Below are 24,191 nucleotides of genomic sequence, written 5' to 3'. Positions count from 1 at the left end.
CCGGCTGGCTCCGGACCGATCAACCACCGAACGATCCCGGCCCACCACGCCGCTTGAGGTAGCGCTCGAATTCCGCCGCGAGCGCATCGCCGTCGATCTTCGCCATGACCTCGTCGGTGTCGACCTCGGCGTCACCACGTTCTTCGAGACCCCGGACGTACTCGGCGATCTCCTCGTCGTCCTCGGTCATCTCGGTGACGGCCTGCTCCCAGTCCTCGGCCTGCTCCGGCAGCGCGCCTAGCGGGACCTCGATGTCGAGTACCTCCTCGACCCGGGTGAGCAGCGCGACCGTCGCCTTGGGGTTGGGCGGGGCGGACACATAGTGGGGGACGGCCGCCCAGAACGACACCGCGGGCATCCCGGCCTGCACGAACATGTCCTGCAGGACCCCGGTGATGCCGGTCGGGCCCTCGTAGCGGCTTTCGGCCAGGTTGTAGCGGGCGGCCGACTCGCTGCTGAAGGCGCTGCCGGTGACCGGCACCGGGCGGGTGTGCGGAGTGTCGGCGAGGAGTGCGCCGAGCATCACGGTGGTCTCGACGCCGAGGCGGTCTGCGAGTTCGACGATCTCCGCGCAGAAGCCGCGCCAGCGCATGTTCGGCTCGATTCCGCGGACGAGTACGATGTCACGGTCGGCACCGACCGGGCTGCAGTACGAGATCGACGTCGTGGGCCAGTCGATGCGGCGGGTGACACCGTCGATCTGCTTGATGGTGGGTCGGTTGACCTGGAAGTCGTAGTATTCGTCCGAGTCGATGTCGATGAGCGGCTCGGCGTCCCACATCAACGCCAGGTGCTCGACAGCGCTGCTCGCAGCGTCACCGGCGTCGTTCCAGCCCTCAAAGGCTGCCAGCAGGATGGGACGGCGCAGCTGGGGAAGATTCGGCATCTGCTCAGCGTTCACCGAACCAGCCTACGACCGAACCCCGAGAGAGAGCGAACTACGCTGACCACCATGTCCTCCGATCACCGCACACCGCACGCCGACTTCGACACGACATTCATGTCGGCGATGTCGCGGCGCGTGCTCATCGGCGACGGAGCGATGGGCACCATGCTGCAGGCCGCCGACCTCACGCTGGACGATTTCAACGGCCTCGAGGGCTGCAACGAGATCCTCAACGACAACCGCCCCGACGTGCTGGAGGGAATCCACCGCGCCTACTTCGAGGCCGGGGCCGACGCCGTGGAGACCAACACCTTCGGCTGCAATCTCTCCAATCTGGGTGATTACGACATCGCCGACCGCATTCGGGAACTCGCCTACAAGGGCACCGCGATCGCTCGCGGGGTCGCCGACGAGATGGGTCGCTCGGCCGACGGCACCGATCGCTATGTGCTCGGCTCGATCGGACCCGGGACCAAGCTGCCCAGCCTCGGCCACACCACCTTCGCCGTCATCCGCGACGCCTACTACGAGTGTGTTGCCGGCATGCTCGACGGCGGGGCCGACGCGATCCTGGTGGAGACCTCCCAGGACCTCCTGCAGGTCAAGGCTGCGGTGGTCGCCGCACGTCGCGCCATGGACGAACTCGGCCGTCGCATCCCGATCATTTCGCACGTCACGGTCGAGACCACCGGGACCATGCTCCTCGGTTCGGAGATCGGTGCCGCTCTGACGGCCATCGAACCCCTCGGGATCGACATGATCGGCCTCAACTGCGCCACCGGGCCGGCCGAGATGAGTGAACACCTGCGTTACCTGTCCCGACATGCCCGGGTCCCGGTATCTGTGATGCCCAACGCCGGTCTGCCCGTTCTGGGACCCAACGGTGCCGAATACCCGCTGACACCCGGCGAGCTCGCCGAAGCGCTGGCGTCGTTCGTCTCCGAGTTCGGACTCGGCTTCGTCGGTGGGTGTTGCGGCACCACTCCCGAACACATCCGGCAGGTCGTCGCGGCGGTCGCCGACGCCACACCCGCGGTCCGCGTTCCCGAGCACGAATCGGAGACGTCGTCGCTGTACACGGCGGTTCCGTTCGACCAGGACGCCAGCTTCCTGGTGATCGGCGAACGCACGAACTCGAACGGCTCCAAGGCCTTCCGCGATGCGATGCTCGCCGAGGACTACCAGCGCTGTCTCGACATCGCGAAGGATCAGACCCGCGACGGCGCGCACATGCTCGACCTCAACATCGACTACGTCGGACGCGACGGTGCCGCCGACATGACGGCGCTGGCCGGGCGTTTCGCGACCTCGTCGACGCTGCCGATCATGCTCGACTCCACCGAGCCCGAAGTGATCCGCGCCGGACTCGAGTCCCTCGGTGGCCGCTGCGCGGTCAACTCGGTCAACTACGAGGACGGTGACGGGCCGGAATCGCGGTTCACCCGCATCATGGAGCTCGTCGTCGAGCACGGTGCGGCCGTCGTTGCACTGACCATCGACGAAGAAGGGCAGGCGCGCACCGCGGACTGGAAGATCCGGGTCGCCGAACGCCTCATCGCCGACATCACCGGGAACTGGGGTCTGGCCGAAGAGGACATCATCATCGACGCCCTCACCTTCCCGATCTCCACCGGTCAGGAGGAGGTCCGCCGCGACGGCATCGAGACCATCGAGGCGATCCGCCGCATCCACGAGGCACATCCGGACGTGCACTTCACCCTCGGCATCTCGAACATCTCGTTCGGGCTCAACCCGGCTGCCCGGCAGGTGTTGAACTCGGTGTTCCTGCACGAGTGCGTGCAGGCAGGCCTCGACACCGCCATCGTGCATGCGTCGAAGATCCTGCCGATGGCGCGGATACCCGACGAGCAGCGCGAGGTCGCGCTCGATCTGGTGTACGACCGTCGGCGTCCGGCGACCGATGACGCACCTGCCTACGACCCGCTGCAGAAACTGATGGAGCTCTTCGAGGGGGTGTCGGCGGCGTCGGCGCGCGAATCGCGGGCCGCCGAACTCGCCCGGCTGCCGCTGTTCGAACGGCTCGAACGGCGCATCGTCGACGGTGAACGCAACGGCCTCGAAGACGACCTCGACACGGCGATGACAGAAAAGCCGCCGCTGGCGATCATCAACGAGACGCTGCTTTCGGGCATGAAGACCGTCGGCGAGCTGTTCGGTTCCGGGCAGATGCAGTTGCCGTTCGTGCTGCAGTCGGCTGAGGTCATGAAAACCGCTGTGGCACATCTGGAACCGCACATGGAGTCGACGGGCGAGGACGGCAAGGGCCGCATCGTGCTGGCGACGGTCAAGGGCGACGTCCACGACATCGGGAAGAATCTCGTCGACATCATCCTGTCCAACAACGGCTACGAGGTCGTGAACATCGGCATCAAGCAGCCCATCACCACCATCCTCGACGTCGCCGCGGACAAGAAGGCCGACGTCATCGGCATGTCGGGTCTGCTGGTGAAGTCGACCGTGGTGATGAAGGAGAACCTCGAGGAGATCAACGCCCGCGGGCTTGCCGACTCCTATCCGGTGCTGCTCGGTGGCGCGGCTCTCACTCGCTCGTACGTGGAGAACGATCTGTCCGAAACCTATGAGGGCGACGTGCACTACGCACGCGACGCCTTCGAGGGACTGCGGTTGATGGACGAGATCATGGCGACCAAACGCGGCGAGGGGCCCGACCCGGACAGCCCCGAGGCGATCGCCGCCGCCGAGAAGGCCGCCGAACGCAAGGCCCGCCACGACCGGTCCAAGCGCATCGCCGCCAAGCGCAAGGCAGCCGAGGAGCCGGTGGAGGTGCCGGCACGCTCGGATGTGGTCGCCGACAACGACATTCCCGAGCCGCCGTTCTGGGGTACCCGCATCGTCAAGGGTGTTCCGGTCGCCGAGTACATGCAGTTGCTCGACGAGCGTGCATTGTTCCTCGGCCAATGGGGTTTGCGCGGTGCACGCGGTGGCGAAGGTCCGTCGTACGAAGAGCTCGTGGAGACCGAAGGACGCCCGCGTCTGCGCCACTGGATCGACCGGCTGTCGACCGAGGGCATCCTGCAGCACGCGGCGGTGGTGTACGGGTACTTCCCGGCGATCAGCGACGGCGACACCGTGCACGTGCTGACCGAGCCGACCCCGGACGCGCCGGTGCGGTTCAGTTTCGACTTCCCACGCCAGCATCGGTCGCGCTTTCTGTGCATCGCGGACTTCATCCGCTCGCGAGAGGCTGCACAGCGGGATGGCCGGGTGGATGTGTTGCCGTTCCAGTTGGTCACCATGGGGCAGCCGATCGCGGACTTCGCGAACGAACTGTTCGCGGCCGACTCCTACCGCGACTACCTCGAGGTGCACGGCATCGGCGTGCAGCTGACCGAGGCCCTGGCCGAGTATTGGCATCAGCGGGTGCGTAGTGAGCTTCGTTTCGGCGAGCGCGCCATGGACAGCGAGGATCCGGACAACGCGCAGGGCTTCTTCGACCTCGAGTATCGCGGTGCCCGTTTCTCCTTCGGCTACGGTGCATGCCCGAATCTCGAGGATCGGGCGAAGATGATGGAGTTGCTCGAACCCGAGCGGATCGGGGTTGAGCTCTCCGAGGAGCTGCAACTGCATCCCGAGCAGTCCACCGATGCCTTCGTGCTGCATCATCCCGAGGCCAAGTACTTCAACACGTGATCTCCGGGCCGAGGGGTTGACACGAAGTAGTTGTAGGAATACAACAGTTGTATGACTACAACCGACTCGGACAAGGCTGCCCCGGCCGTGACCGAACTGTGGTTCGCGATGAACAGTCTCGTGCGCGATTATCAGTCGGGCGCGCATGCCCGGATCAGTGAGCTGACCGACATGCCCTTCAGCCGGTTTCGGGCGCTGCGGCGAATCGCGGTGAAGGCCATGCCGCAACGCGAACTGGCGGCCCGGCTGGGGGTCGACGCGCCGGCGGCGAGTGGAATCGTCGACGACCTCGTCTCCCGCGGTCTGGTGACCCGGGAGCCGCACCCGACCGACCGGCGATCCCGGCTGGTCACCATCACCACTGATGGCGCGCGGATCGTTGCCGACGTCGCGGCCGACCCGAGCGTGGCCCCCACCATGTTCGAGGCGCTCGACGCCGACGGACGCCGGGAACTCGGTCGTCTCCTCGGTCTGCTGCAACAGGCGGCAGAGGGGATGTCAACAGAGGGGATGTCGACAGAGGGGATATCAACAGAGGGAATGACAACAGGCGCATGAACATTCGCACGTACTCGGCACCGGGCGGTGACATATCCACTCTCGGAAGGCGTCGGCGGCTCGCCATCCTGGCGACCTGTTGCTTGAGCCTGTTCATCGTCGGCATCGACGTCTCGGCCGTCAACGTCGCATTGCCGTCGATCAGTTCGGATCTGGGAGCGACGCCCTCGCAGCTGCAATGGGTGATCGACGCCTACACGCTGGTGCTCGCCAGTTTGCTGATGCTCGGCGGCTCGCTGGGTGATCGTCTCGGTCGCAAGCGCATCTTCCAGGTCGGACTCACGGTGTTCGGGATCGGGTCGATTCTCTGTTCGCTGTCGATCTCGCCCGAGATGCTCATCGGCGCTCGGATGATCCAGGCCGTCGGCGGGTCGATGCTGAATCCGGTGGCCATGTCGATCATCACCAACACCTTCACGGACCCGAAGGAACGTGCGCGTGCCATCGGTATGTGGGGCGCGGCAATCGGAGTGAGCATGGCGGTCGGGCCACTGGTGGGCGGTGCACTCGTCGACGGTGTGGGCTGGGAGGCCATCTTCTGGCTCAACGTCCCGGTGTGCCTGGCCGCGTTCGTTCTGACTGCCATCTTGATTCCCGAATCGAAGGCGCCGCGGGCCCGGAGATTCGATCCGCTCGGGCAGGTGCTCATCCTCGTGTTTCTCGCGACGCTGACCTTCGGCATCATCGAGGGCCGCACGCTGGGCTGGACCTCAGGCGTCGTGATCGGCGTCTTCGTCATGGCGGCGATCTCTGTCGTCGCCCTCGTCGTGGTGGAGAACCGGCGCGTCGAGCCGCTGCTCGACATGCGATTCTTCCGCAGCGTGCCGTTCAGCAGTTCGGTGATCAGCGCGATCGTCGCCTTCAGCGCGATGGGCGGGTTCCTCCTGCTCAACACCCTCTACCTCCAGCAAGGGCGTGGATTCACGCCCTTCGAGGCGGGGTTGATGACGTTGCCGATGGCGGTCGCCAACGGCGTGTTCGCGCCCGTGTCGGGCCGCTTGGTGGCCGAGCGTGGATCCCGCACTCCGATGGTGATCTCGGGCGTGGCCGTCGTGGTCAGCGGGCTCATGCTCACGCAGATCTCCAACGACACGAGCCTGTGGTACCTCGGATTCGCGTATCTGGCCCTCGGAGTGGGCATGGGCATGATCAACGCGCCCATCACCAACGCGGCCGTGTCCGGTATGCCGCGCGATCAGGCCGGCGTTGCGTCGGCGATAGCTTCGACGAGCCGTCAGGTGGGTATATCCCTGGGTGTCGCGGTGTTCGGTGCTCTTGCGTTCGCGCGGCTCGGCGACGGCGGGGAATCGCAACTGGCGTCGGCTTCCGCACCGGTGTGGCTGGTGATGGCGATCTGCGGCGTCGTGCTGCTGGTTCTGGCTTTCGTTGCGACCGGGCCGTGGGCTGCGCGCACTGTCACGGCAACGCGAGAGCGCATCACAACACCCGCGGCACCATCGTGAAGCTCGCAGTTCGCTGACACCGGATTCCCAGCTTCGGCAACCACAGTGGAAGCATGACCACAGCCGAGGCCGTCGCGGCGGCACCTCCTGCGCACCTGACCACCGACGCAAGGGCACCCTCGTGGGGGTCCGACGTACGGCGTCTCGTCTCCGATCCGCCCCGATGGATCCGATGGACCGTCATCGGTGCAGTGGTCGTGATCGCACTGGGTGTCCGCATCCGCTTCCTCGACGTCGAAACCCTGGACTATCGTGCGTTTCTCAGCCGCTGGTACGACACTCTTGACAGCCAGGGATTCTCTGCCTTCGCATCCCGGTTCGCCGATTACAACTATCCGTACCTCTATCTGATCTATGGGCTGACCGTCGCGGGCATCTCGCCGCTGGTCGGCATCAAGGCGGTCTCGATCGTCTTCGACTTCGTGCTCGCCCTCTTCGCCTACCGGATCGTCGGGCTGCGGACCGACCGATTCTGGTTGCGGGCGTTGGCCTTTGGCGTCGTGGCGCTCCTACCGTCGGTGATCGCGAACAGCGCCTACTGGGGTCAGGCCGACGCCATCTATTCGGCGTTGGCACTCGGCGGTGTGTACTTCCTGCTGCGCGCGCAGATGAAGGGGATCACCCACTCGGCGTACGTAGGGAACTCGGTGTGGGCGTGCGTGTTCTTCGGATTGTCGCTGTCGTTCAAGCTGCAAGCGGTGTTCGTGCTGCCGGTCCTGGCCTGGCTGCTGATCCGACGCCGCATCCCGTGGTACACGCTGCTCGCGATCCCGGCGGTGTTCGTCGCGCTCGTAATGCCTGCGGTTCTCGCGGGTGCGCCGTGGAGTGAGGCGTTGTCGGTGTATCTCGACCAGACCGACTCCTACAAACAACTGACGCTGGGTGCCGCCAACCTGTATCAACTGATCCCGATCGCCGGCGACGCCACCTGGTTGGCCCACCTGGGAATCGCGCTGGCCGCGACGGTGATCCTCGCCTTCCTCGCCTGGTCGGTGTGGAAACGGCCCGCCGTGACCCCGACGTCGATTCTGGTGGTCACCACCGCCTCGGCCGTGATCGTGCCGTTCCTGCTGCCGGCGATGCACGATCGGTATTTCTACACCGCGGAGGTGCTCACCGTGGTGGCCGCGTTCTACCTACCGCTCTGGTTCGTCCTCGTGCCGATCCTGGTGCAGGCCTCGGCGATCGGTGTCTATCACTCGTCGTTGACCGGTGACCAGGGGCAGATGATGGGTGGTCCGGGTCGTGGTTCGGGCACGGCGCCCGATGGCAACGGTCCAGGTCGGGGCCCCGGCGGCTTCGGAGGTGGTGGGGGTAATGCCGGTGGAGGTCGCGGCGGTGGACCCGGATCCGGCGGGGGACCCGGTCCGCGGGGCGGAAGCGACGGCTACACCTCGGGCCGTGGCGACGGCGCACTCGCCGTCTATGCGTCGATGATGGGTCTCGCGGTGCTCGGGGTGGTCTCGGCGGTCCTCAGCGTGTTCCGTCGTACTGCGCGGTCGATCCGCGACTGATCGACCACCACGCGACAATGCGCTCGACCACCGGTTCCGGGGTCCGCACCCAGCGGAGATGGTCGAGGGATCCATCGGGCGGGCAGGCGTCAGTGCCGTAGGTCCAGACGGTTCGGGCCCCGGCGTCGAAGTGACGTTCGAGGGCCGACGCCGCATCCGGTGTCACCAGCGAATCGCCGTCGAGACGCACCGCGAGTACCGGTCCGGCCGGCTGCGCAGCCGCGGTCCACGGAACGCGACCGGATCGGACCATCCGGGCCCACTCACGCATCAGCGCCCGCGGAGTGGGCCCGCCGAATCCTGCCTTGGGCCAGTACCCGAGTATCGCCGTGGTCGGCGGAACGGTTGCCGCAACGGCGTATTCGACCATCCCGCCGCGCGGGTAGTACCGGCGCCACGGCAACGATCCGGCGATGATCACGTATCCGTCAAGCAGGGAACCATCGGTACCCCGACCGGCCGCGACCAGTGCGCACAACTGCGCGCCCATGCTGTGGCCGAGCACAAGGATGGGTCGGTCCGGGTGCAGAGCACGGCAGTCGGCAACCTTGCGGCCGAGGTCGTGAGCCTCGTCGACGTAGGACCAGTCACGGCGGCGGGCCGGTCCGACGTCACCGGATTCGATGCCGCGGCGCGGTGCGACGCTCGCAGTCCAGCCGTGCTCGACCAGGGCGTCGATCAGCGGCCGATAGAAGCGGGCGCGTACGCCCATGGCGGGGGAGACGACGACGTGTGGAGCGTTCTCGGGGTTCATGCGCCGAGCGTGCTGCCATGGTGTCCCCGAGTCCACTACCTGCGAGGTAGTCGAACCCGCTACCTCGGCCGCCTACGATGGCCACCATGCACACGGTGACCGGTGGGGCCAATCCCGTGGGATCGATGTTGCGGCGCTGGCGTGCGCATCGTTCGATCAGTCAGCTCGATCTCGCCTATGACGTCGGGGTGTCCCCTCGCCATCTGAGCTTTGTCGAGACCGGCAAATCGCGACCGAGTCCGTCGCTCATCGATGCGCTGTCCGACCGGCTCGACATTCCACTGCGGGAACGTAATTCGTTGTTGCTGGCCGCGGGTCATGCGCCGCGGTACTCGGAGGAACCGATCACCGCCGATGCGATGACCCGAGTACGTGACTCGGTGCAGCGGGTTCTCGACGCGCACAACCCCAATTTCGGTGTGGCACTGGACCGGACATGGAATGTGGTGTTGGCCAACGACTCTGCGAATCTCCTGACGGCGTCGCTGCCCGAACATCTCCAGGGCCCGCCGTTCAACCTGTTCCGTGCCTCGTTGCATCCGGACGGATTTGCCGGGATGACACGCAATTTCGACGTCTGGGGCCGTTACCTCGTCGATCTGCTCCATCGGCTGACCCGCGTCACCGGCGATCCGCGCCTGGCAGACCTCGAGGATGAGATCGGCACCTATTCGACGGTGCGGGCGTTGGACCGCGACGCATCGCCGGCGCCCGACCCGATGCTGATCGTTCCCCTGGAACTCGAACTCGGCGACGTCGTCCTCTCGTTCTTCTCCACGCTGACGACCTTCGGCTCTCCGCGGGACATCACACTCGAGGAGATGACGATCGAACTGTTCTACCCCGCCGACGCGACGACCGAATCGTGGGTTGCGATGATGCAGAGGTGACCACCTCTGACGCCGACCGGCCGACCGGCCCGCACGCGGTCCTCTGGGACATGGACGGGACGCTGCTCGATTCCGAACCGATCTGGGACATCGCGATGGAACGGTTCGCGCTGCGCAACGGCATAGTCATGAGTCCCGCGCTGCGCGAGTCGACACTCGGCAACTCACTGCCCGACGCCATGGGCAAGATCTATGCGGCGGCCGACGTCGCGGTCTCCGACCGGGACGTCCCGGGTGATTCCCGATGGCTGCTCGACACGGTCGCGGTCCTGTTTCAGGAGGATCTCCCGTGGCGTCCCGGCGCTACGGAAGCGCTCGATCTGGTTCGGGACGCCGGGATTCCGATGGCCCTGGTCACCAACACGGTGCGTGAACTCACCGAGGTCGCCCTCGACACCATCGGGCGTCACCGGTTTGCGGTGACCGTCTGCGGCGACGAGGTGCAACGGGGCAAACCCGCGCCCGATCCCTATCTGCGCGCGGCCGAACTCCTGGGGCGTCGGCCCGACCAATGTCTGGCGGTCGAGGATTCGCCTGCGGGCACCGACGCGGCCACCACGGCAGGCTGCCCGACACTTGTGGTGCCCTCGGCCGCGCCGGTCCCCGACGGGGCGTTGCGTCGCTTCCGGGAATCTCTCGTGGGGTTGTCCGGCCATGACCTGACCGACGCATTCCACGGAGTGACGACGCGGCCCAGCTGATTCGAACTGCTAACGATTCTTCTCGCGGATCCGACGACCATGGCAGGAGCCGGACAGATCGGAGCGAGACATGCGACGTGGTTCATGGGTGAAATCCGCGGGTGTGCTGGCCATGTCTGGGCTGATGGGTTGCGTCGTCCTCGCGGGGTGCACGCCGACATCGGAGACAACCAGCGCCACTTCGACCGCAACGGTCACTGTCACCGCGTCGCAGCCCCCGGGGGTGTCGTCTGCGTCGACGACCCGAACTGCGTCCCCGAACCCGCAGCGCCAACAGCGAACGCCGGAACCCGTCGACCCGTCTCAATTCCGAAGTGGACAACGCAACGGTGACGACGTCTACTTCACCTCGCCCACTGGCAACATCTGGTGCCGTTTTGGCTCGGTGGACTACAGCGCCGGCTGTCAGGCCAAGAACGCCCCGGTACCCGCCGGTGCCGATTGTCGCGGCAACTCGATGTATCCGGCCCACACGCTCAGCCGCGGCTTCTTCCTGCGCGGCGCCGCCGTGATGCCCGCATGCTTCAATCAGGGCGTTTTTGTCGGCTACGAGGCGAGAGCCTTGCCGTACGACCACTCGATATCGGCCCACGGCTACTTGTGCGTGTCGCGTGTCACCGGGGTGACGTGCTTTGCACGTTCCGCGCACGGCTTCGTCCTGTCGATGCAGGAGGCGCGAGCCTTCTGAGGCGACCTGCGCAGAGGTGTCGTGACCGGGCATGAAACACTGAGAGACCGTGAAGACATTCGAGGAGTTGTTCGGCGAGCTCACCGAGAAGGCACAGTCCCGGCCGGCCGGCAGCGGCACCGTCGCGGCACTCGATGCCGGTGTGCACACGCTCGGCAAGAAGATCCTCGAAGAGGCGGGCGAGGTGTGGCTCGCCGCGGAGCACGAGTCCGATGAGTCGCTCGGCGAGGAGATCTCACAACTCCTGTACTGGGCGCAGGTGATGATGATCAAACGAGGACTGTCGCTCGAAGACGTCTACCGCCATCTGTAGGGAGTCGGTGCACGCACCCGACTCCCGGCGCACACGTCACTCATCCCGGCAATCATTAAGGACCACATCATGTTGCGCGTAGCCGTTCCCAACAAGGGTGCGCTCTCCGAATCGGCGTCGGCGGTGCTCGCCGAGGCCGGATATCGCAAGCGTTCCGACGCCAAGGACCTCACCGTTCTCGACAACGCGAACGACGTCGAGTTCTTCTTCCTGCGCCCCAAGGACATCGCCATCTACGTCGGCGCGGGCACCCTCGATCTCGGCATCACCGGCCGTGACCTTGCCGGTGACTCCGGTGCCGCGGTCGACGAGGAGTTGTCGATGGGCTTCGGCTCGTCGACCTTCCGCTATGCCGCTCCCGGCAATCAGACCTGGACTGTCGACGACCTCGCCGGCAAGCGGATCGCGACGTCGTACCCGAATCTGGTGCGCGCCGATCTCGCCGAGCGGGGAATCGAGGCCGACATCATCCGCCTCGACGGTGCGGTCGAGATCTCCATCCAGCTCGGCGTCGCCGACGCGATCGCCGACGTGGTGGGCTCGGGACGCACGCTGCGCCAGCACGGGCTGGTCGCCTTCGGCGAGACGCTGTGCGACTCCGAGGCGGTCCTCATCTCGCGGGCCGGCGCCGAGCGGGGCAAGGCCGCCCGGCAGTTCGTCGCGCGCGTGCAGGGCGTCGTCTTCGGTCAGCAGTACGTGATGATCGACTACGACTGCCCACGTTCGCTGCTCGCCGAGGCGTCGAAGCTGACCCCCGGCCTGGAGTCGCCGACGGTGGCTCCGATGGCCGATCCCGACTGGGTCGCAATCCGGGCCATGGTGCCGCGCAAGGACCACCAGAACCTGATGGATAAGCTCTCCGAACTCGGCGCGAAGGCGATCCTCGCCACCGACATCCGGTCCTGTCGCTTCTGAGTCGACGAGACTGTCTTCGGCCTCCTGAACTGCGGAAATCTGTACCTGGGAGCCCAGTCAAATGCACAGTGCACGTGGTCGGGCTGGGGCGTACAGATAGCCGACGAGTTTGGCGAGCCGCTCGCTGACCTTTGGGCGTGTCGCGATTTCAGAAACCGCGTGTCTGGCCAGAAACCAGGGGCGCGCCAGCGGTTTCTGGCACCACCCGCGGTTTCTGGCACCACGTGCGGTTTGCGACGAGGCCGAGCTCTGCCTGCTTCCAGGTCCGGCTCGGAGTGTCTTGCTCACGCGTTGCGATTGAGCAGCACGGTCTGCGCCGACCGGCCGATGAACCCGTCGACGTCGTAGAGGTCGGCGAAGGTGGCGCCGAAGCCGTGGCGCCCGGTGGCCATGTCGGCGTCGATGCCGAGCCAGTGTCCGCGGGGCGCGGCGGTCAGGTGGACAGTGGTGTCGGTGTTCATCCAGGTCCACTCGTCGGGCCGCAGCCGGGTGCCGAGCCCGTTGGCCACGTCGAGGACGGTGAAGATCGATTCGAGGTCGGCAATCGGCTCATCGGCGACGAGGTCGATGGCCGGGCGCAGCCACACTGCGGGTGTGTCGCCGGTGCGTCCCTCCACGCGGGCCGATTCCACGGTTCCGATGAAACCGGTTGTGCCCCAGTCGACACCGAGCGATTCGTCGGCAGTCACTCCGATCACCGAATCCACGTCATCGGGACCTGTGGCCAAGGCGGGCAATGGAATTCGTTCGATCGGAGCGGAGTCCGCGAGCCGCATGCGCCAGCCCACGGACTGCGCCGCTGTCCGGAAACCACCGTCGGGCTGCTGCACTTCCAGATCGGCGCCGATCAGCGTGATCTGTCGTCCCGGACGCAGTACGCGCGCCCGAATCCTGTTGACGCCGAGCCCGATCGGGCCGAGGATCTCGGTGGTGACGCGCGTGAAGTGCTGGTCGGGGTCGGGCGCACAGCGGAGCATGGCGCGCATCAGGAGGCCTGCGGGTGGGCCGCCGTGCTGGATCTCCGGGGCCCAGACGCTCAGGGTCGCCGGCGTCGGCTGGTAATACTCGTGACCGTCGGCCTCGTAGTCCGGTGCGGCAATCGGTTCGTAGTAGGACGAATACTCCACGTCGTCACTTTATGGGGGTCGTCATAGTCGTGTGTCACCGGGTGCCGAAATCGGTCTTGTCAGTCGGCCGTGAATCCGACTGGTGGTCCCGGATAGGGCGGGATGGTTCCACCGAATTCGGGGCAGCGATCGCGGTGCTCGCACGACGAACACAGCCGCGACCGCTTCGGCCGAAAGTCGCCGGTGGCCACCGCCACCCGGATGGCCTTCCAGATCGCCACCAGGGTGCGTTCGAATCGTTCGAGTTCGTCGCGGTCGGGGGTGTAGGTGAGTTGCTGACCGTCGGACAGGTACATCAACTGCAGTCGGTGCGGCACCACACCTCGGGTGCGCAAGATCGCGAGGGCATAGAACTTCATCTGGAACAGCGCTGCGGATTCGAACGCCTCACCCGGGCAGCGTCCGGTCTTGTAGTCCACCACCCTGATCTCACCGGTGGGCGCGACATCGATCCGGTCGATGAATCCCCGCATCCGGACCTGCCCCGACTCGATCTCGATGTGATGCTCCACGGCGTCCGGGTCGAAGGCGGTCGGATTCTCCATCGTGTAGTAGGTCGCGATCAGCTTGTGCGCATCGGCCAGGAACTTGGTGTCGTCACCATGGGCGACCACCTGCGCGAGTTCGGGGTCGGCCTCGCACAGCGCGGCCCAGGCGCCTTCGACCAGCAAATCCGCGGATTCACGGGTGCGCAGCGCGGCCGGCATGTCGAAGAGGTTCTCGAGCGCAGCATGGACCACCGTGCCGCGTGTCTGCGCCGGGGTGGGCGTCTCGGCGAAGCGATCGATCGCGCGGTACCGGTACAGCAGGGGACACTGCTTGAAATCGGACGCACGCGACGGCGACAGTGCCAACGGGCGGCCGACCAGTCCACGTTGCTCAGACCCGGCTTCAACACTTGTACGCACATTTGGCAGGGTAAGACGCCGTACAGACAGTTTCGCGCCGCGACACCACCGCGAGCGCACTTCACGAGTCGGGAAGGACCTGACGTGCCCACCTCCGGCCCGTTCGCCATCGGCGACCGCGTACAGCTCACGGATGCGAAAGGTCGCAAGTTCACGGTCCACCTCGAGGCCGGCAAGCTCTTCCACACCCATCGCGGCGCCATCGCCCACGACGACCTGGTCGACGCGCCCGAGGGCAGCATCGTCTCGGCCACCAGCGGGACGCAGTACCTCGCGCTGCGCCCACTCCTCGTCGACTACGTGCTGTCGATGCCGCGTGGCGCCCAGGTCATTTACCCGAAGGACGCGGCGCAGATCGTCGTCGAGGGGGACGTGTTCCCCGGTGCGCGGGTTCTGGAGGCCGGTGCCGGCTCTGGTGCGCTCACGTGCTCGCTGCTGCGTGCTGTCGGTACGCAGGGTGAGGTCGTGTCCTACGAGGTTCGCGCCGACCACGCCGAGCATGCGGTGCGCAACGTCGACACCTTCTTCGGTGAGCGGCCCGCGAACTGGACACTGATCGTCGACGACCTCGCAAATCTCCCCGCCGACGAGCGATTCGATCGCATCGTTCTGGACATGTTGGCGCCCTGGGAGCCGCTGGACGTGGTTCGAACGGCCTTGAAACCAGGTGGAGTACTAACGATTTATGTGGCAACGGTCACCCAGTTGTCGCGAATCGTCGAGGCCCTGCGCGATCAGGAGTGCTGGACCGAGCCCCGGGCGTGGGAATCGCTGGTCCGCGAGTGGAGCGCGGTGGGTCTCGCGGTGCGTCCGGAGCACAAAATGCAAGGCCATACGGCATTTCTCATCACCGCTCGGCGACTTGCCGACGGCACCACCACCTTGCGGCCGCAGCGGCGTCCCAGCAAGGGGTGACCGGGAAATCGGTTTCGCGTCGAAACATCGCGAATACGTTGAGAAGACGCATATTTAACACACCGTCAACATCACCATTCGCGCGGTGGAGGGCGATTTACGAGCGCTCCCGGTAGCGTGGAGACACGGCGCAAGCATTCGATCGAGGGATCGGATGATTGCCGGGGAGAGGAGTCAGCAATGACCGAATCTGACCGCCACGATGCCCCCACGGGTGACCGCAGGGTTCCCGAGAGCGCAAGTGCATCCGACGAGGATTTCACTCCTGCCTACACCCCGCCGCTGCCACGCAGCGGGAGCGAGCGCGCGCCGTTCGGCAGGCCTGCAGCCGACACACCCGCCGGGGATGTCCACGCGCTGCAGGAACGTGTCGACAACCTCACCGTGCGCAACGCCAAACTTCTCGACACCCTCAAGGACGCCCGCCAGCAGTTGGTGGCGCTCCGAGAGGAAGTCGACCGCCTCGGACAGCCGCCGAGCGGCTACGGGATCTTGTTGGAGGTGCAAGCCGACTCGACGGTCGACGTGTTCACCTCCGGGCGCAAGATGCGGCTCACGTGTTCGCCCAACATCGACACCGAGACCCTGCACAGGGGTCAGACGCTGCGCCTCAACGAGGCCCTGACCATCGTCGAGGCCTGTGAGTTCGACACGGTCGGCGAGATCAGCACACTGCGCGAGGTACTCGGCGACGGCCAGCGGGCCCTGGTGGTCGGGCACGCCGACGAGGAGCGCGTGGTCTGGCTCGCCGAACCGCTGCTCGGTGACGTCGACGGCGAGGACGGCAAGCGGCGCAAGTTGCGTCCCGGTGACTCGCTGCTGATCGACACCAAAGCCGGATTCGCGTTCGAGCGCGTCCCGAAGGCCGAGGTCGAGGACCTGGTCCTCGAGGAGGTTCCCGACGTCGGCTACGAGGACATCGGTGGTCTCGGCCGCCAGATCGAGCAGATCCGTGATGCCGTCGAACTCCCGTTCCTGCACAAGGACCTGTTCCGCGACTACGCGCTGCGTCCGCCCAAGGGCGTCCTGCTGTACGGCCCGCCCGGCTGCGGCAAGACCCTCATCGCGAAGGCAGTGGCCAACTCGCTCGCCAAGAAGATCGCGCAGGCGCGCGGCGACGACGCGAAGGAAGCGAAGTCCTACTTCCTCAACATCAAGGGTCCCGAGCTCCTCAACAAGTTCGTCGGCGAGACCGAGCGGCACATCCGCCTGATCTTCCAGCGGGCACGCGAGAAGGCCTCGGAAGGCACTCCGGTGATCGTGTTCTTCGACGAGATGGACTCGATCTTCCGGACTCGCGGTTCCGGCGTCTCGTCGGACGTGGAGACCACTGTTGTGCCGCAGCTGCTCAGCGAGATCGACGGTGTCGAGGGCCTGGAGAACGTCATCGTGATCGGCGCCTCCAACCGCGAGGACATGATCGATCCGGCGATCCTGCGGCCCGGCCGCCTCGACGTCAAGATCAAGATCGAGCGCCCCGACGCGGAGTCGGCGATGGACATCTTCTCCAAGTACCTGGTGGAAGAACTGCCCGTGCACGCCGACGATCTGGGCGAGTTCGGCGGCGACCGGACGGCCTGCATCAACGCCATGATCGAGCGGGTCGTCGAGCGCATGTACGCCGAGAGCGACGACAACCGGTTCCTGGAGGTCACCTACGCCAACGGCGACAAGGAGATCATGTATTTCAAGGACTTCAACTCGGGCGCCATGATCCAGAACGTGGTCGACCGGTCCAAGAAGTACGCGATCAAGTCGCAGCTCGAGACCGGTCAGCCGGGATTGCGGGTCCAGCACCTGTTCGACTCGATCCTCGACGAGTTCGCGGAGAACGAGGACCTGCCGAACACCACCAATCCCGATGACTGGGCCCGTATCTCGGGCAAGAAGGGTGAGCGGATCGTGTACATCCGCACCCTGGTCACCGGCAAGAGTTCGGGTGCCAGCCGCGCGATCGACACCGAGACCAACACCGGCCAGTACTTGTAGTCGAGCGGCGCGACACGCGGGTCGGCCGACCGGCCGACAGGTGCGGTGTGGACCTCGCGATCAGGCACTAGAGTCATTCGGTGATGAACAGTATGTCCATGACGCGCGGGCGCGTGACCGTCGACGGCGGTCAGGTGCACCCGATCGGTGACCGCCAACGGATCTCGATCGGCCGCACCCCCGACAACGACATTGTGATCAACCACCCGATGGTGTCGCGGCATCATCTGGCGCTCGAGTGGCGCGTCACTGCGTGGTGTCTGGTCGACACCGGTTCGACCAACGGCTTCTATCTGAACGGTCGACGCATCCCGGAATTGACCGTGTCTGGCCCGGTTCAGGTGCGTATCGGCGACGCGGTGACCGGCCCGGTCCTCGATCTCGCCTTGGACCCGGTGGGGCCTGGCGGCCCGCCCCCGCCGTCCGGTGGGTTTCGTCCCGGTCCGCCGGCCGGCCCGGGGTCGGGCAGCATGCCGATGCGCGTTCCCGCGCCCGGAACGTACTCCCGCGACAACGGCGTCGAACCGATGCCGCAGGAACTGCGCAACGCACCACACCTGCAGTCACTCCAACAGAACGTGTCGGCGGTGTACCGACTGCCGGGCGCCGACACCCCGCCCGCTCGTGAGTCGATCTCGCTGCGCGGTGTCCAGACCATCGGTCGTACCCCGGACAACGACATCGTCGTCAGCGACGTGCTGGCCTCCCGCCACCACGCCCGGGTGAGTACCGGGCAGTCCGGGCTGGTCATCGCCGACCTGAACAGCGTCAACGGCACCTTCGTGAACGGGCGACGGGTGGGCCAGGCACAGCTCACCGACGGCGACGTGGTGACCATCGGTAACAGTGACTTCGTGGTGTCCGGCGGCACCCTCATCCGCGGTCAGGCTCGCGAAGCGGTGGCCGGCGGTGTCCATGTGCACGGCGTCAGTCTGGTGGTCGACGGCGGGAAGCAATTGCTGGCCGACGTCGAGTTCAGCGCCAGCCCGGGCACGCTGACCGCCATCATCGGACCGTCGGGCGCGGGTAAGTCCACCGTGTCCAAGATCGTCGCCGGTCTCAACGCGCCCACCAGTGGTCAGGTGACCTTCGAGAACCGCAGCGTCCACGCCGAGTACGACGCCCTGCGCACCCGTATCGGAATGGTGCCGCAGAAGGATGTGCTGCACCACAAACTGACCCTGCGTCAGGCTCTGCGTTACGCCGCAGAACTGCGACTGCCACCCGACCTCAGCAAGGCCGACCGCGACAACGTCATCAACGGTGTCCTGTCCGAGCTCCAACTCACCGAGCACGTCGACACCCGGGTGGAGAAACTCTCCGGTGGCCAGCAGAAGCGTGCTTCGGTGGCAATGGAGTTGCTCACCGGTCCGTCGCTGCTGATTCTCGACGAACCGACGTCGGGGCTCGATCCGGCGCTCGACCGTCAGGTGATGGCGACGCTGCGCCGCCTCGCCGATGCCGGCCGCGTGGTGTTGGTGGTGACCCACTCGCTGACCTACCTGTCGATGTGCGACCAGGTGCTGCTGTTGGCCCCGGGCGGCAAGACCGCGTTCTGCGGACCGCCGGCACAGGTCCGCGGCGCGATGGGCACCGACGACTGGGCCGAGATCTTCTCCTTTGTCGCCGATCAACCCGACACCGCCCACATGCGGTTCCTCGACCGCAATCGCCGCCGCCGCCGACCTCCGCCACCGATGCGTCCACCCGGACCGCCGATCCCGATACCGCACACCAGTTTCCTGCGTCAGTCGAGCACCGTGTCGCGCCGACAGGTCCGACTGATCTTCGCCGACGTCGGGTATCTCGCATTCCTGGTTCTGCTGCCGGTGGTGCTGGGTGCGCTGACTTTGGTGATTCCCGGCTCGAACGGCTTTGGGCTCGTCGGCGATCCCAACCATCCACCGGGCGTGCCGCCACCCAAGGATGCCGGTGAGGCGGTGCAGATCCTGGTCGTGCTCGTCGTCGGGGCTGCCTTCATGGGCGCCGCGTTGACCGTGCGCGATCTGGTGGGTGAGCGCGACATCTTCGAACGCGAACGCGCGGTCGGCCTCCGACCGGGCGCCTACCTGTGGGCAAAGATCCTCGTGTTCTTCACTGCTGCCGTTCTGCAGAGCATCGTGATGGTCGCCATCTGCTTTGCGGGCCGCGGCATACCCGAGTTCGGCGGACCGTTCATCAGCCCGCCGATAGACCTGGTGATTTCGATCGCGGCGCTGGCCTGCGTGTCGACCCTTGTCGGACTGGCCATCTCGTCGATGGTGAAGTCCAATGAGCAGGTGATGCCACCGCTGGTCATCGTGATCATGGTGCAGCTGGTGTTCTGCGGTGGCCTGTTCGCTCTCGACAAGCCGGGCCTGGAACAGATCTCGTGGATCTTCCCGTCCTTCTGGGGGTACGTGGCGTCGGCAGGCTCGGTGGACCTGACCTACATCAACTCCTACGCACCCCAGGCCGCCGGCAACGGCTTGTGGGAGTCGACCTTCGCCAACTTCGCGCTGGCGATGCTCGTGCTGGTGATCATCGGCGCGATCCTGGCCGGCATCACCTACTCCAAGCTGCGCCTGAAGAAGGCCCGCTGATCAGTCGGTCCAGTCACCCGGCGGTCATTCCGCCGGGTGACTGTTCCCGTCAGGACGGCATGGTGAACGAGGTCGTCACGCCTGCGGAGACCTCGGGATAGCGCACCAATCCGAGTTCGGCGTCGTCGCTCAATGCCGGATGAGCGGGCAGGACACGCACGGTGTAGCCGATCAGCCCCGACGAGCGTGGTTCCAAGGTGGCCGAGAACACCGACCGCCCCGACGAATCGGGTTGGGCTGCAGGCGACATGATCGCGAAGTGCGGGTCGACGATGTCGCCTTCGTCGGTGACCCGGCCGAGGATCGCCTCGACCTTGACCTCCGTGGGAGACAGTGCCCCCGACGCCACGTGCGCGGTGACGAGCAGACCGTCGTCGGCCTTGTCGTCCTCGACGCCGGCGATCATGACCGACGACCAACTGCGATTGAGACGTGACCGGTACGCGGCGAGGTCGGCGGCGACCTTGTAGTCGTCGGCGCACACTGCCGTGAACGACGCGGCGGCCGGGCAGTAGAGCTGGGTGGTGTAGTCGCGCACCATGCGGGAGGCGAGCACCTTGGGGCCGAGTTTGCTCAGCGTGTGCCGGACCATCTCCACCCAGCGCTCGGGGACACCGTCGGTGGTGCGGTTGTAGAAGAGGGGGATCACCGACTCCTCGAGCAGCGAATACAGTGCCTCTGCCTCGAGGTCGTCGCGACGGTACTCGTCGGTGACGCCTTCCGCCGATGGGATGGCCCAACCGTTTTCGCCGTCGGCCATCTCGTCCCACCAGCCGTCGAGGATCGACAGGTTGAGTCCGCCGTTGAGTGCCGACTTCATGCCCGACGTTCCGCACGCCTCCATGGGGCGTACCGGGTTGTTGAGCCACACGTCGCAGCCGGCGTAGATGTGCCGGGCCATCGAGATGTCGTAGTCGGGCAAGAAGACGATCTTGTCGCGCAGCTCGGGGTCCTCGGTGAAACGCACGACCTGCTGGATCAACGCCTTTCCGCCATCGTCGGCCGGATGCGCCTTGCCGGCGATAACCAACTGAACGGGGCGCTCCGGGTCGGTCAGGATACGTCGCAGACGGTCGGGATCGCGCAGCATCAGCGTGAGCCGCTTGTAGGTGGCGGCGCGGCGCGCGAAACCGATCGTCAGCGCGGACGGGTCGAAGATGTCTGCGGTCCAACCCAATTCGGCGTCGATGAACCCACGGTCGCGGCCACTGGCATGCGCACGGCGGCGTACCTCGTCGACGAGTTGGCCGCGCAGTTCTTCCCGCGTCTGCCACAGGTCGGCGACACTGAGCGCCGCGTACTGGTCGCCGGCCGAGTCCTCGTCCGCGCCGACCAGCTCCCGCCATGCCCGCGATACCCAGGTGAAGCCGTGGACGCCGTTGGTGACCGACCCGATCGGCACCTCGGCGGCGTCGAATCCGGGCCAGAGGTCGGCGAACATCTCGCGGCTGACCTCGCCGTGCAACTGCGACACCCCGTTGCTGCGCTGGCCGAGCCGGAATCCCATGTGCGCCATGTTGAAGACACCGGGATCGGACTCATCGCCCAGTTCGAGGACGGTGCCGACGTCGAGACCCGGCAGCAGTCGCGACTGCCCGTCGGGGCCGACGGCGAGGTAGTACCGAACCAGGTCGGTGGGGAAGCGGTCGATTCCCGCGGGGACGGGCGTGTGGGTGGTGAAGATGTTCGACGCCCGGACCACCGCCTCCGCCGTGTCGAAATCGAGGCCCGCACCGCCGTCGACGAGTTCTCGCACCCGTTCGACGCCGAGGAAACCGGCATGGCCCTCGTTCATGTGGAACACCGTCGGCTCTGCGCGACCGGTGATGCGGACGTACTCGCGCAGCGCCCGGACGCCGCCGATGCCGAGCAGAATCTCCTGTTTGATGCGGTGATCCTGGTCGCCGCCGTACAGGCGGTCGGTGACGGCGCGGAGCTCTTCGTCGTTGAGCGAGATGTCGGAGTCGAGCAGCAACAGCGGGATCCGACCGACGGTCGCGATCCACACCTGTGCGTGGAGGGCGCGATCGCCGGGCATGGCGACGCGGACGATGACCGGACCGGAATCGTCGGCCAGCAGCGTCAGCGGCAGGGCCCCGGGGTCGTTGACCGGGTAGCGCTCGATCTGCCAGCCGTCGTGCGACAGGCTCTGCCGGAAGTAGCCGGAGCGGTAGAACAGGCCGACGCCGATCAGTGGCAATCCGAGGTCGGATGCTGCCTTGAGGTGGTCACCCGCCAGGATGCCGAGGCCACCCGAGTAGATGGGCAGCACCTCGGTGATGCCGAACTCCATCGAGAAGTAGGCAATGCCTTCCGGCACAGTGTTTCCCGCCGACCGATAGTCACCGAACCATTGAGGTGCGGCGATGTAGTCGTCGAGGTCGGCGTGCAGTTGTGTGACCCGTTCGCAGAACTCGGTGTCGGCGGCCAGTTCGTGCAGGCGCTCGGTGTCGACGTCGGCGAGCACCCGGAGCGGATCACCGGTCGCAGCCCAGCGTTCCGGGTAGATGGTGGCGAACAACTCCTGCGTCGGTGTGTGCCACACCCATCGAAGGTTGTTGGCGAGGCCGGCCAGGTCGGCGAGTTGAGGGGGGAGGGGCACGCGAACGTTGAACCGGCGGAATGCTTTCACGGCGTAGACGGTACCCAGGTCAGACGGTCCCTGCGACCGGGACGAGCGTAGCGACGGGTTAAGATTCGACGCACCGAGATGAACAATTAGGCTCTTGGCATGCAGCGAATCATCGGGACCGAGGTCGAGTACGGAATTTCGGCGCCGGGCGACCCGACCGCGAATCCGATCATGACGTCAACACAGGCCGTTCTTGCCTATGCGGCGGCCGCCGGTGTGCCCCGCGCGAAGCGGACGCGCTGGGACTACGAGGTGGAGTCGCCGCTTCGTGATGCGCGCGGTTTCGACCTCGGGCGAGGGTCGGGACCGGCCCCGATCATCGACGCCGACGAGATCGGCGCGGCCAACATGATCCTCACCAACGGGGCGCGCCTGTACGTCGACCACGCGCATCCCGAGTACTCGGCTCCCGAGGTGACCGACCCGCTCGACGCGGTGATCTGGGACAAGGCGGGCGAGCGCGTGATGGAGGCTGCGGCACGCCACGTCGCGAGCGTGCCGGGGGCACCCCGCCTCCAGCTCTACAAGAACAACATCGACGGCAAGGGCGCGTCGTACGGCACTCATGAGAACTACCTCATGGCGCGAGAGACGCCGTTCACCGCCGTCATCGCCGGATTGACCACCTTTTTCGCGTCTCGGCAGGTGATCACCGGATCGGGGCGGGTGGGCATCGGGCAGTCCGGCGACGAGGCCGGATATCAGCTGTCGCAACGTGCGGACTACATCGAGGTCGAGGTCGGTCTGGAGACCACCCTCAAGCGGGGCATCATCAACACGCGCGACGAACCGCACGCCGACCCGGAGCGATACCGCCGCCTGCACGTGATCATCGGCGACGCGAATCTCGCCGAGACCGCCACCTATCTGAAGGTGGGCACGACCGCGCTCGTCCTCGATCTGATCGAGGCGGGTGTCGACTTCTCCGACATCGAACTCGCCCGCCCGGTGCAAGCCGTGCACACCATCAGTCACGACCCGACGCTCACGACGACGGTAGCGCTCACCGACGGCCGCGAGGTCACCGCGCTCGCACTGCAACGCGAGTATCTGCAGCGTTGCCAGGCCTTCCACGACCGTGAGCATTCCGACGACGAACGGGCCGCGCACGTCCTGGCGACGTGGGCCGACGTCCTCGACCGTCTCGAACGCGATCCGATGGAATGCGCCGACATCCTCGACTGGCCGGCGAAGCTGCGGATCCTGGAGGGGTTCCGTCAGCGCGAGGGATTGTCGTGGTCGGCACCGCGTCTCCAGCTGATCGACCTGCAGTACTCCGACGTCCGGCTCGACAAGGGTCTGTACAACCGGCTGGTGGCGCGGGGTTCGATGAAGCGTCTGGTGGACGAGAACGCGGTGCTCGCCGCGATCACCGAACCCCCGCGCAACACCCGCGCCTACTTCCGCGGTGAATGTCTGCGCCGGTTCGGTGCCGATGTCGCCGCGGCGAGCTGGGATTCGGTGATCTTCGACCTCGGCGGCGACTCGCTGGTCCGGATACCCACTCTCGAACCGTTGCGGGGCAGCGAGGCCCACGTCGGAGCGCTCCTGGATTCGGTCCATTCCGCATCCGAACTCGTCGATCAGCTGACCACGTAACCGAGACGAACCCAACGCTCGTGTTAAGGGCGCCGTTACGCCGCGGCCACCGGTAGGGTGGATTTACGCCGCGGCGAAGCCGGGG

At 66.3% G+C, this 24,191-nt stretch carries 18 protein-coding genes; 13 read left to right on the top strand and 5 right to left on the bottom strand.

Annotated elements, in window-relative coordinates; genetic code table 11:
• Window positions 1–19: 19 nt before the first annotated feature.
• On the bottom strand, window positions 20–901 hold the full coding sequence (locus MKW15_RS09230) for a PAC2 family protein (RefSeq protein ID WP_240857307.1): 882 nt from the start codon (window positions 899–901) through the stop codon (window positions 20–22).
• A gap of 51 nt (window positions 902–952) precedes the next feature.
• Here MKW15_RS09230 and metH point away from each other — a divergent pair, with 51 nt between their 5' ends.
• Genes metH through MKW15_RS09210 form a run of 4 tightly spaced genes read left to right on the top strand, consistent with a single transcriptional unit; the run spans window position 953 to window position 8,093 of the window.
• Window positions 953–4,558, top strand: a complete 3,606-nt coding sequence (metH, locus tag MKW15_RS09225; protein WP_240857306.1) for a methionine synthase — start codon at window positions 953–955, stop codon at window positions 4,556–4,558.
• Between the two features lie 51 nt (window positions 4,559–4,609).
• The gene (locus MKW15_RS09220) at window positions 4,610–5,116 is read left to right on the top strand and encodes a MarR family winged helix-turn-helix transcriptional regulator (RefSeq protein ID WP_240857305.1); all 507 of its coding nucleotides are present in this window, start codon (window positions 4,610–4,612) and stop codon (window positions 5,114–5,116) included.
• Complete coding sequence (locus MKW15_RS09215) at window positions 5,113–6,579, top strand: MFS transporter (RefSeq protein WP_240857304.1); 1,467 nt, start codon at window positions 5,113–5,115, stop codon at window positions 6,577–6,579. Before MKW15_RS09220 ends, MKW15_RS09215 begins: the two co-directional genes overlap by 4 nt.
• Before the next feature lie 53 nt (window positions 6,580–6,632).
• Complete coding sequence (locus tag MKW15_RS09210) at window positions 6,633–8,093, top strand: hypothetical protein (RefSeq protein WP_240857303.1); 1,461 nt, start codon at window positions 6,633–6,635, stop codon at window positions 8,091–8,093.
• Here the strand turns inward: MKW15_RS09210 and MKW15_RS09205 are convergent.
• Entirely contained in the window at window positions 8,053–8,847 is a 795-nt protein-coding gene (locus tag MKW15_RS09205; protein WP_240857302.1) for an alpha/beta fold hydrolase, read from the bottom strand. The genes MKW15_RS09210 and MKW15_RS09205 overlap by 41 nt on opposite strands.
• A 77-nt stretch (window positions 8,848–8,924) precedes the next feature.
• On the opposite strand from MKW15_RS09205, the gene MKW15_RS09200 reads away from it, so the two are divergent.
• The 5 genes from MKW15_RS09200 (at window position 8,925) to hisG (ending at window position 12,354) form a co-directional block, all read left to right on the top strand.
• Window positions 8,925–9,737, top strand: coding sequence for a helix-turn-helix domain-containing protein (locus MKW15_RS09200; RefSeq protein WP_240857301.1), 813 nt, complete (start codon window positions 8,925–8,927; stop codon window positions 9,735–9,737).
• Entirely contained in the window at window positions 9,734–10,438 is a 705-nt protein-coding gene (locus MKW15_RS09195) for an HAD family hydrolase (RefSeq protein WP_308221027.1), read from the top strand. Before MKW15_RS09200 ends, MKW15_RS09195 begins: the two co-directional genes overlap by 4 nt.
• Window positions 10,439–10,508: 70 nt before the next feature.
• Window positions 10,509–11,126 (top strand): DUF6636 domain-containing protein, encoded by a 618-nt coding sequence (locus MKW15_RS09190; protein WP_240857300.1) that lies wholly within the window; start codon window positions 10,509–10,511, stop codon window positions 11,124–11,126.
• Between the two features lie 49 nt (window positions 11,127–11,175).
• The gene (locus MKW15_RS09185) at window positions 11,176–11,439 is read left to right on the top strand and encodes a phosphoribosyl-ATP diphosphatase (RefSeq protein WP_240857299.1); all 264 of its coding nucleotides are present in this window, start codon (window positions 11,176–11,178) and stop codon (window positions 11,437–11,439) included.
• Window positions 11,440–11,508: 69 nt separating this feature from the next.
• Entirely contained in the window at window positions 11,509–12,354 is an 846-nt protein-coding gene (hisG, locus tag MKW15_RS09180) for an ATP phosphoribosyltransferase (protein WP_240857298.1), read from the top strand.
• Window positions 12,355–12,638: 284 nt separating this feature from the next.
• Here hisG and MKW15_RS09175 read toward each other — a convergent pair whose 3' ends face one another.
• Complete coding sequence (locus tag MKW15_RS09175; RefSeq protein WP_240857297.1) at window positions 12,639–13,481, bottom strand: thioesterase family protein; 843 nt, start codon at window positions 13,479–13,481, stop codon at window positions 12,639–12,641.
• Between the two features lie 59 nt (window positions 13,482–13,540).
• On the bottom strand, window positions 13,541–14,389 hold the full coding sequence (locus MKW15_RS09170; RefSeq protein ID WP_240857296.1) for a RecB family exonuclease: 849 nt from the start codon (window positions 14,387–14,389) through the stop codon (window positions 13,541–13,543).
• An 84-nt stretch (window positions 14,390–14,473) separates the two neighbouring features.
• Between MKW15_RS09170 and MKW15_RS09165 the strand changes: the two genes are divergently transcribed.
• The 3 genes from MKW15_RS09165 (at window position 14,474) to MKW15_RS09155 (ending at window position 19,875) form a co-directional block, all read left to right on the top strand.
• A complete protein-coding gene (locus MKW15_RS09165) occupies window positions 14,474–15,304 on the top strand; it encodes a tRNA (adenine-N1)-methyltransferase (RefSeq protein ID WP_240857295.1) in 831 nt (276 codons plus the stop codon).
• A gap of 180 nt (window positions 15,305–15,484) precedes the next feature.
• Entirely contained in the window at window positions 15,485–17,293 is a 1,809-nt protein-coding gene (arc, locus tag MKW15_RS09160; RefSeq protein WP_240857294.1) for a proteasome ATPase, read from the top strand.
• Window positions 17,294–17,391: 98 nt separating this feature from the next.
• Entirely contained in the window at window positions 17,392–19,875 is a 2,484-nt protein-coding gene (locus MKW15_RS09155; protein ID WP_240857293.1) for an FHA domain-containing protein, read from the top strand.
• A gap of 49 nt (window positions 19,876–19,924) precedes the next feature.
• On the opposite strand, the gene glgP is transcribed toward MKW15_RS09155, so the two are convergent.
• On the bottom strand, window positions 19,925–22,507 hold the full coding sequence (glgP, locus tag MKW15_RS09150; RefSeq protein WP_240857292.1) for an alpha-glucan family phosphorylase: 2,583 nt from the start codon (window positions 22,505–22,507) through the stop codon (window positions 19,925–19,927).
• A gap of 99 nt (window positions 22,508–22,606) precedes the next feature.
• Here glgP and dop point away from each other — a divergent pair, with 99 nt between their 5' ends.
• Complete coding sequence (gene dop / locus MKW15_RS09145; RefSeq protein ID WP_240857291.1) at window positions 22,607–24,106, top strand: depupylase/deamidase Dop; 1,500 nt, start codon at window positions 22,607–22,609, stop codon at window positions 24,104–24,106.
• The last annotated feature ends 85 nt before the right edge of the window (window positions 24,107–24,191 follow it).

The sequence above is a fragment of the Gordonia gummivorans genome (assembly GCF_022513585.1).
GTDB lineage: Bacteria > Actinomycetota > Actinomycetes > Mycobacteriales > Mycobacteriaceae > Gordonia.
This window is presented reverse-complemented; position numbering and strand designations above follow the sequence as displayed.

Coding starts and splice junctions, on each gene's coding strand:
- dop (WP_240857291.1), top strand. CDS start 22,607: ATGCAGCGAATCATCGGGACCGAGGTCGAGTACGGAATTTCGGCGCCG.
- MKW15_RS09155 (WP_240857293.1), top strand. CDS start 17,392: ATGACGCGCGGGCGCGTGACCGTCGACGGCGGTCAGGTGCACCCGATC.
- MKW15_RS09210 (WP_240857303.1), top strand. CDS start 6,633: ATGACCACAGCCGAGGCCGTCGCGGCGGCACCTCCTGCGCACCTGACC.
- MKW15_RS09190 (WP_240857300.1), top strand. CDS start 10,509: ATGCGACGTGGTTCATGGGTGAAATCCGCGGGTGTGCTGGCCATGTCT.
- MKW15_RS09220 (WP_240857305.1), top strand. CDS start 4,610: ATGACTACAACCGACTCGGACAAGGCTGCCCCGGCCGTGACCGAACTG.
- hisG (WP_240857298.1), top strand. CDS start 11,509: ATGTTGCGCGTAGCCGTTCCCAACAAGGGTGCGCTCTCCGAATCGGCG.
- MKW15_RS09205 (WP_240857302.1), bottom strand. CDS start 8,847: ATGAACCCCGAGAACGCTCCACACGTCGTCGTCTCCCCCGCCATGGGC.
- arc (WP_240857294.1), top strand. CDS start 15,485: ATGACCGAATCTGACCGCCACGATGCCCCCACGGGTGACCGCAGGGTT.
- MKW15_RS09200 (WP_240857301.1), top strand. CDS start 8,925: ATGGCCACCATGCACACGGTGACCGGTGGGGCCAATCCCGTGGGATCG.
- MKW15_RS09215 (WP_240857304.1), top strand. CDS start 5,113: ATGAACATTCGCACGTACTCGGCACCGGGCGGTGACATATCCACTCTC.
- metH (WP_240857306.1), top strand. CDS start 953: ATGTCCTCCGATCACCGCACACCGCACGCCGACTTCGACACGACATTC.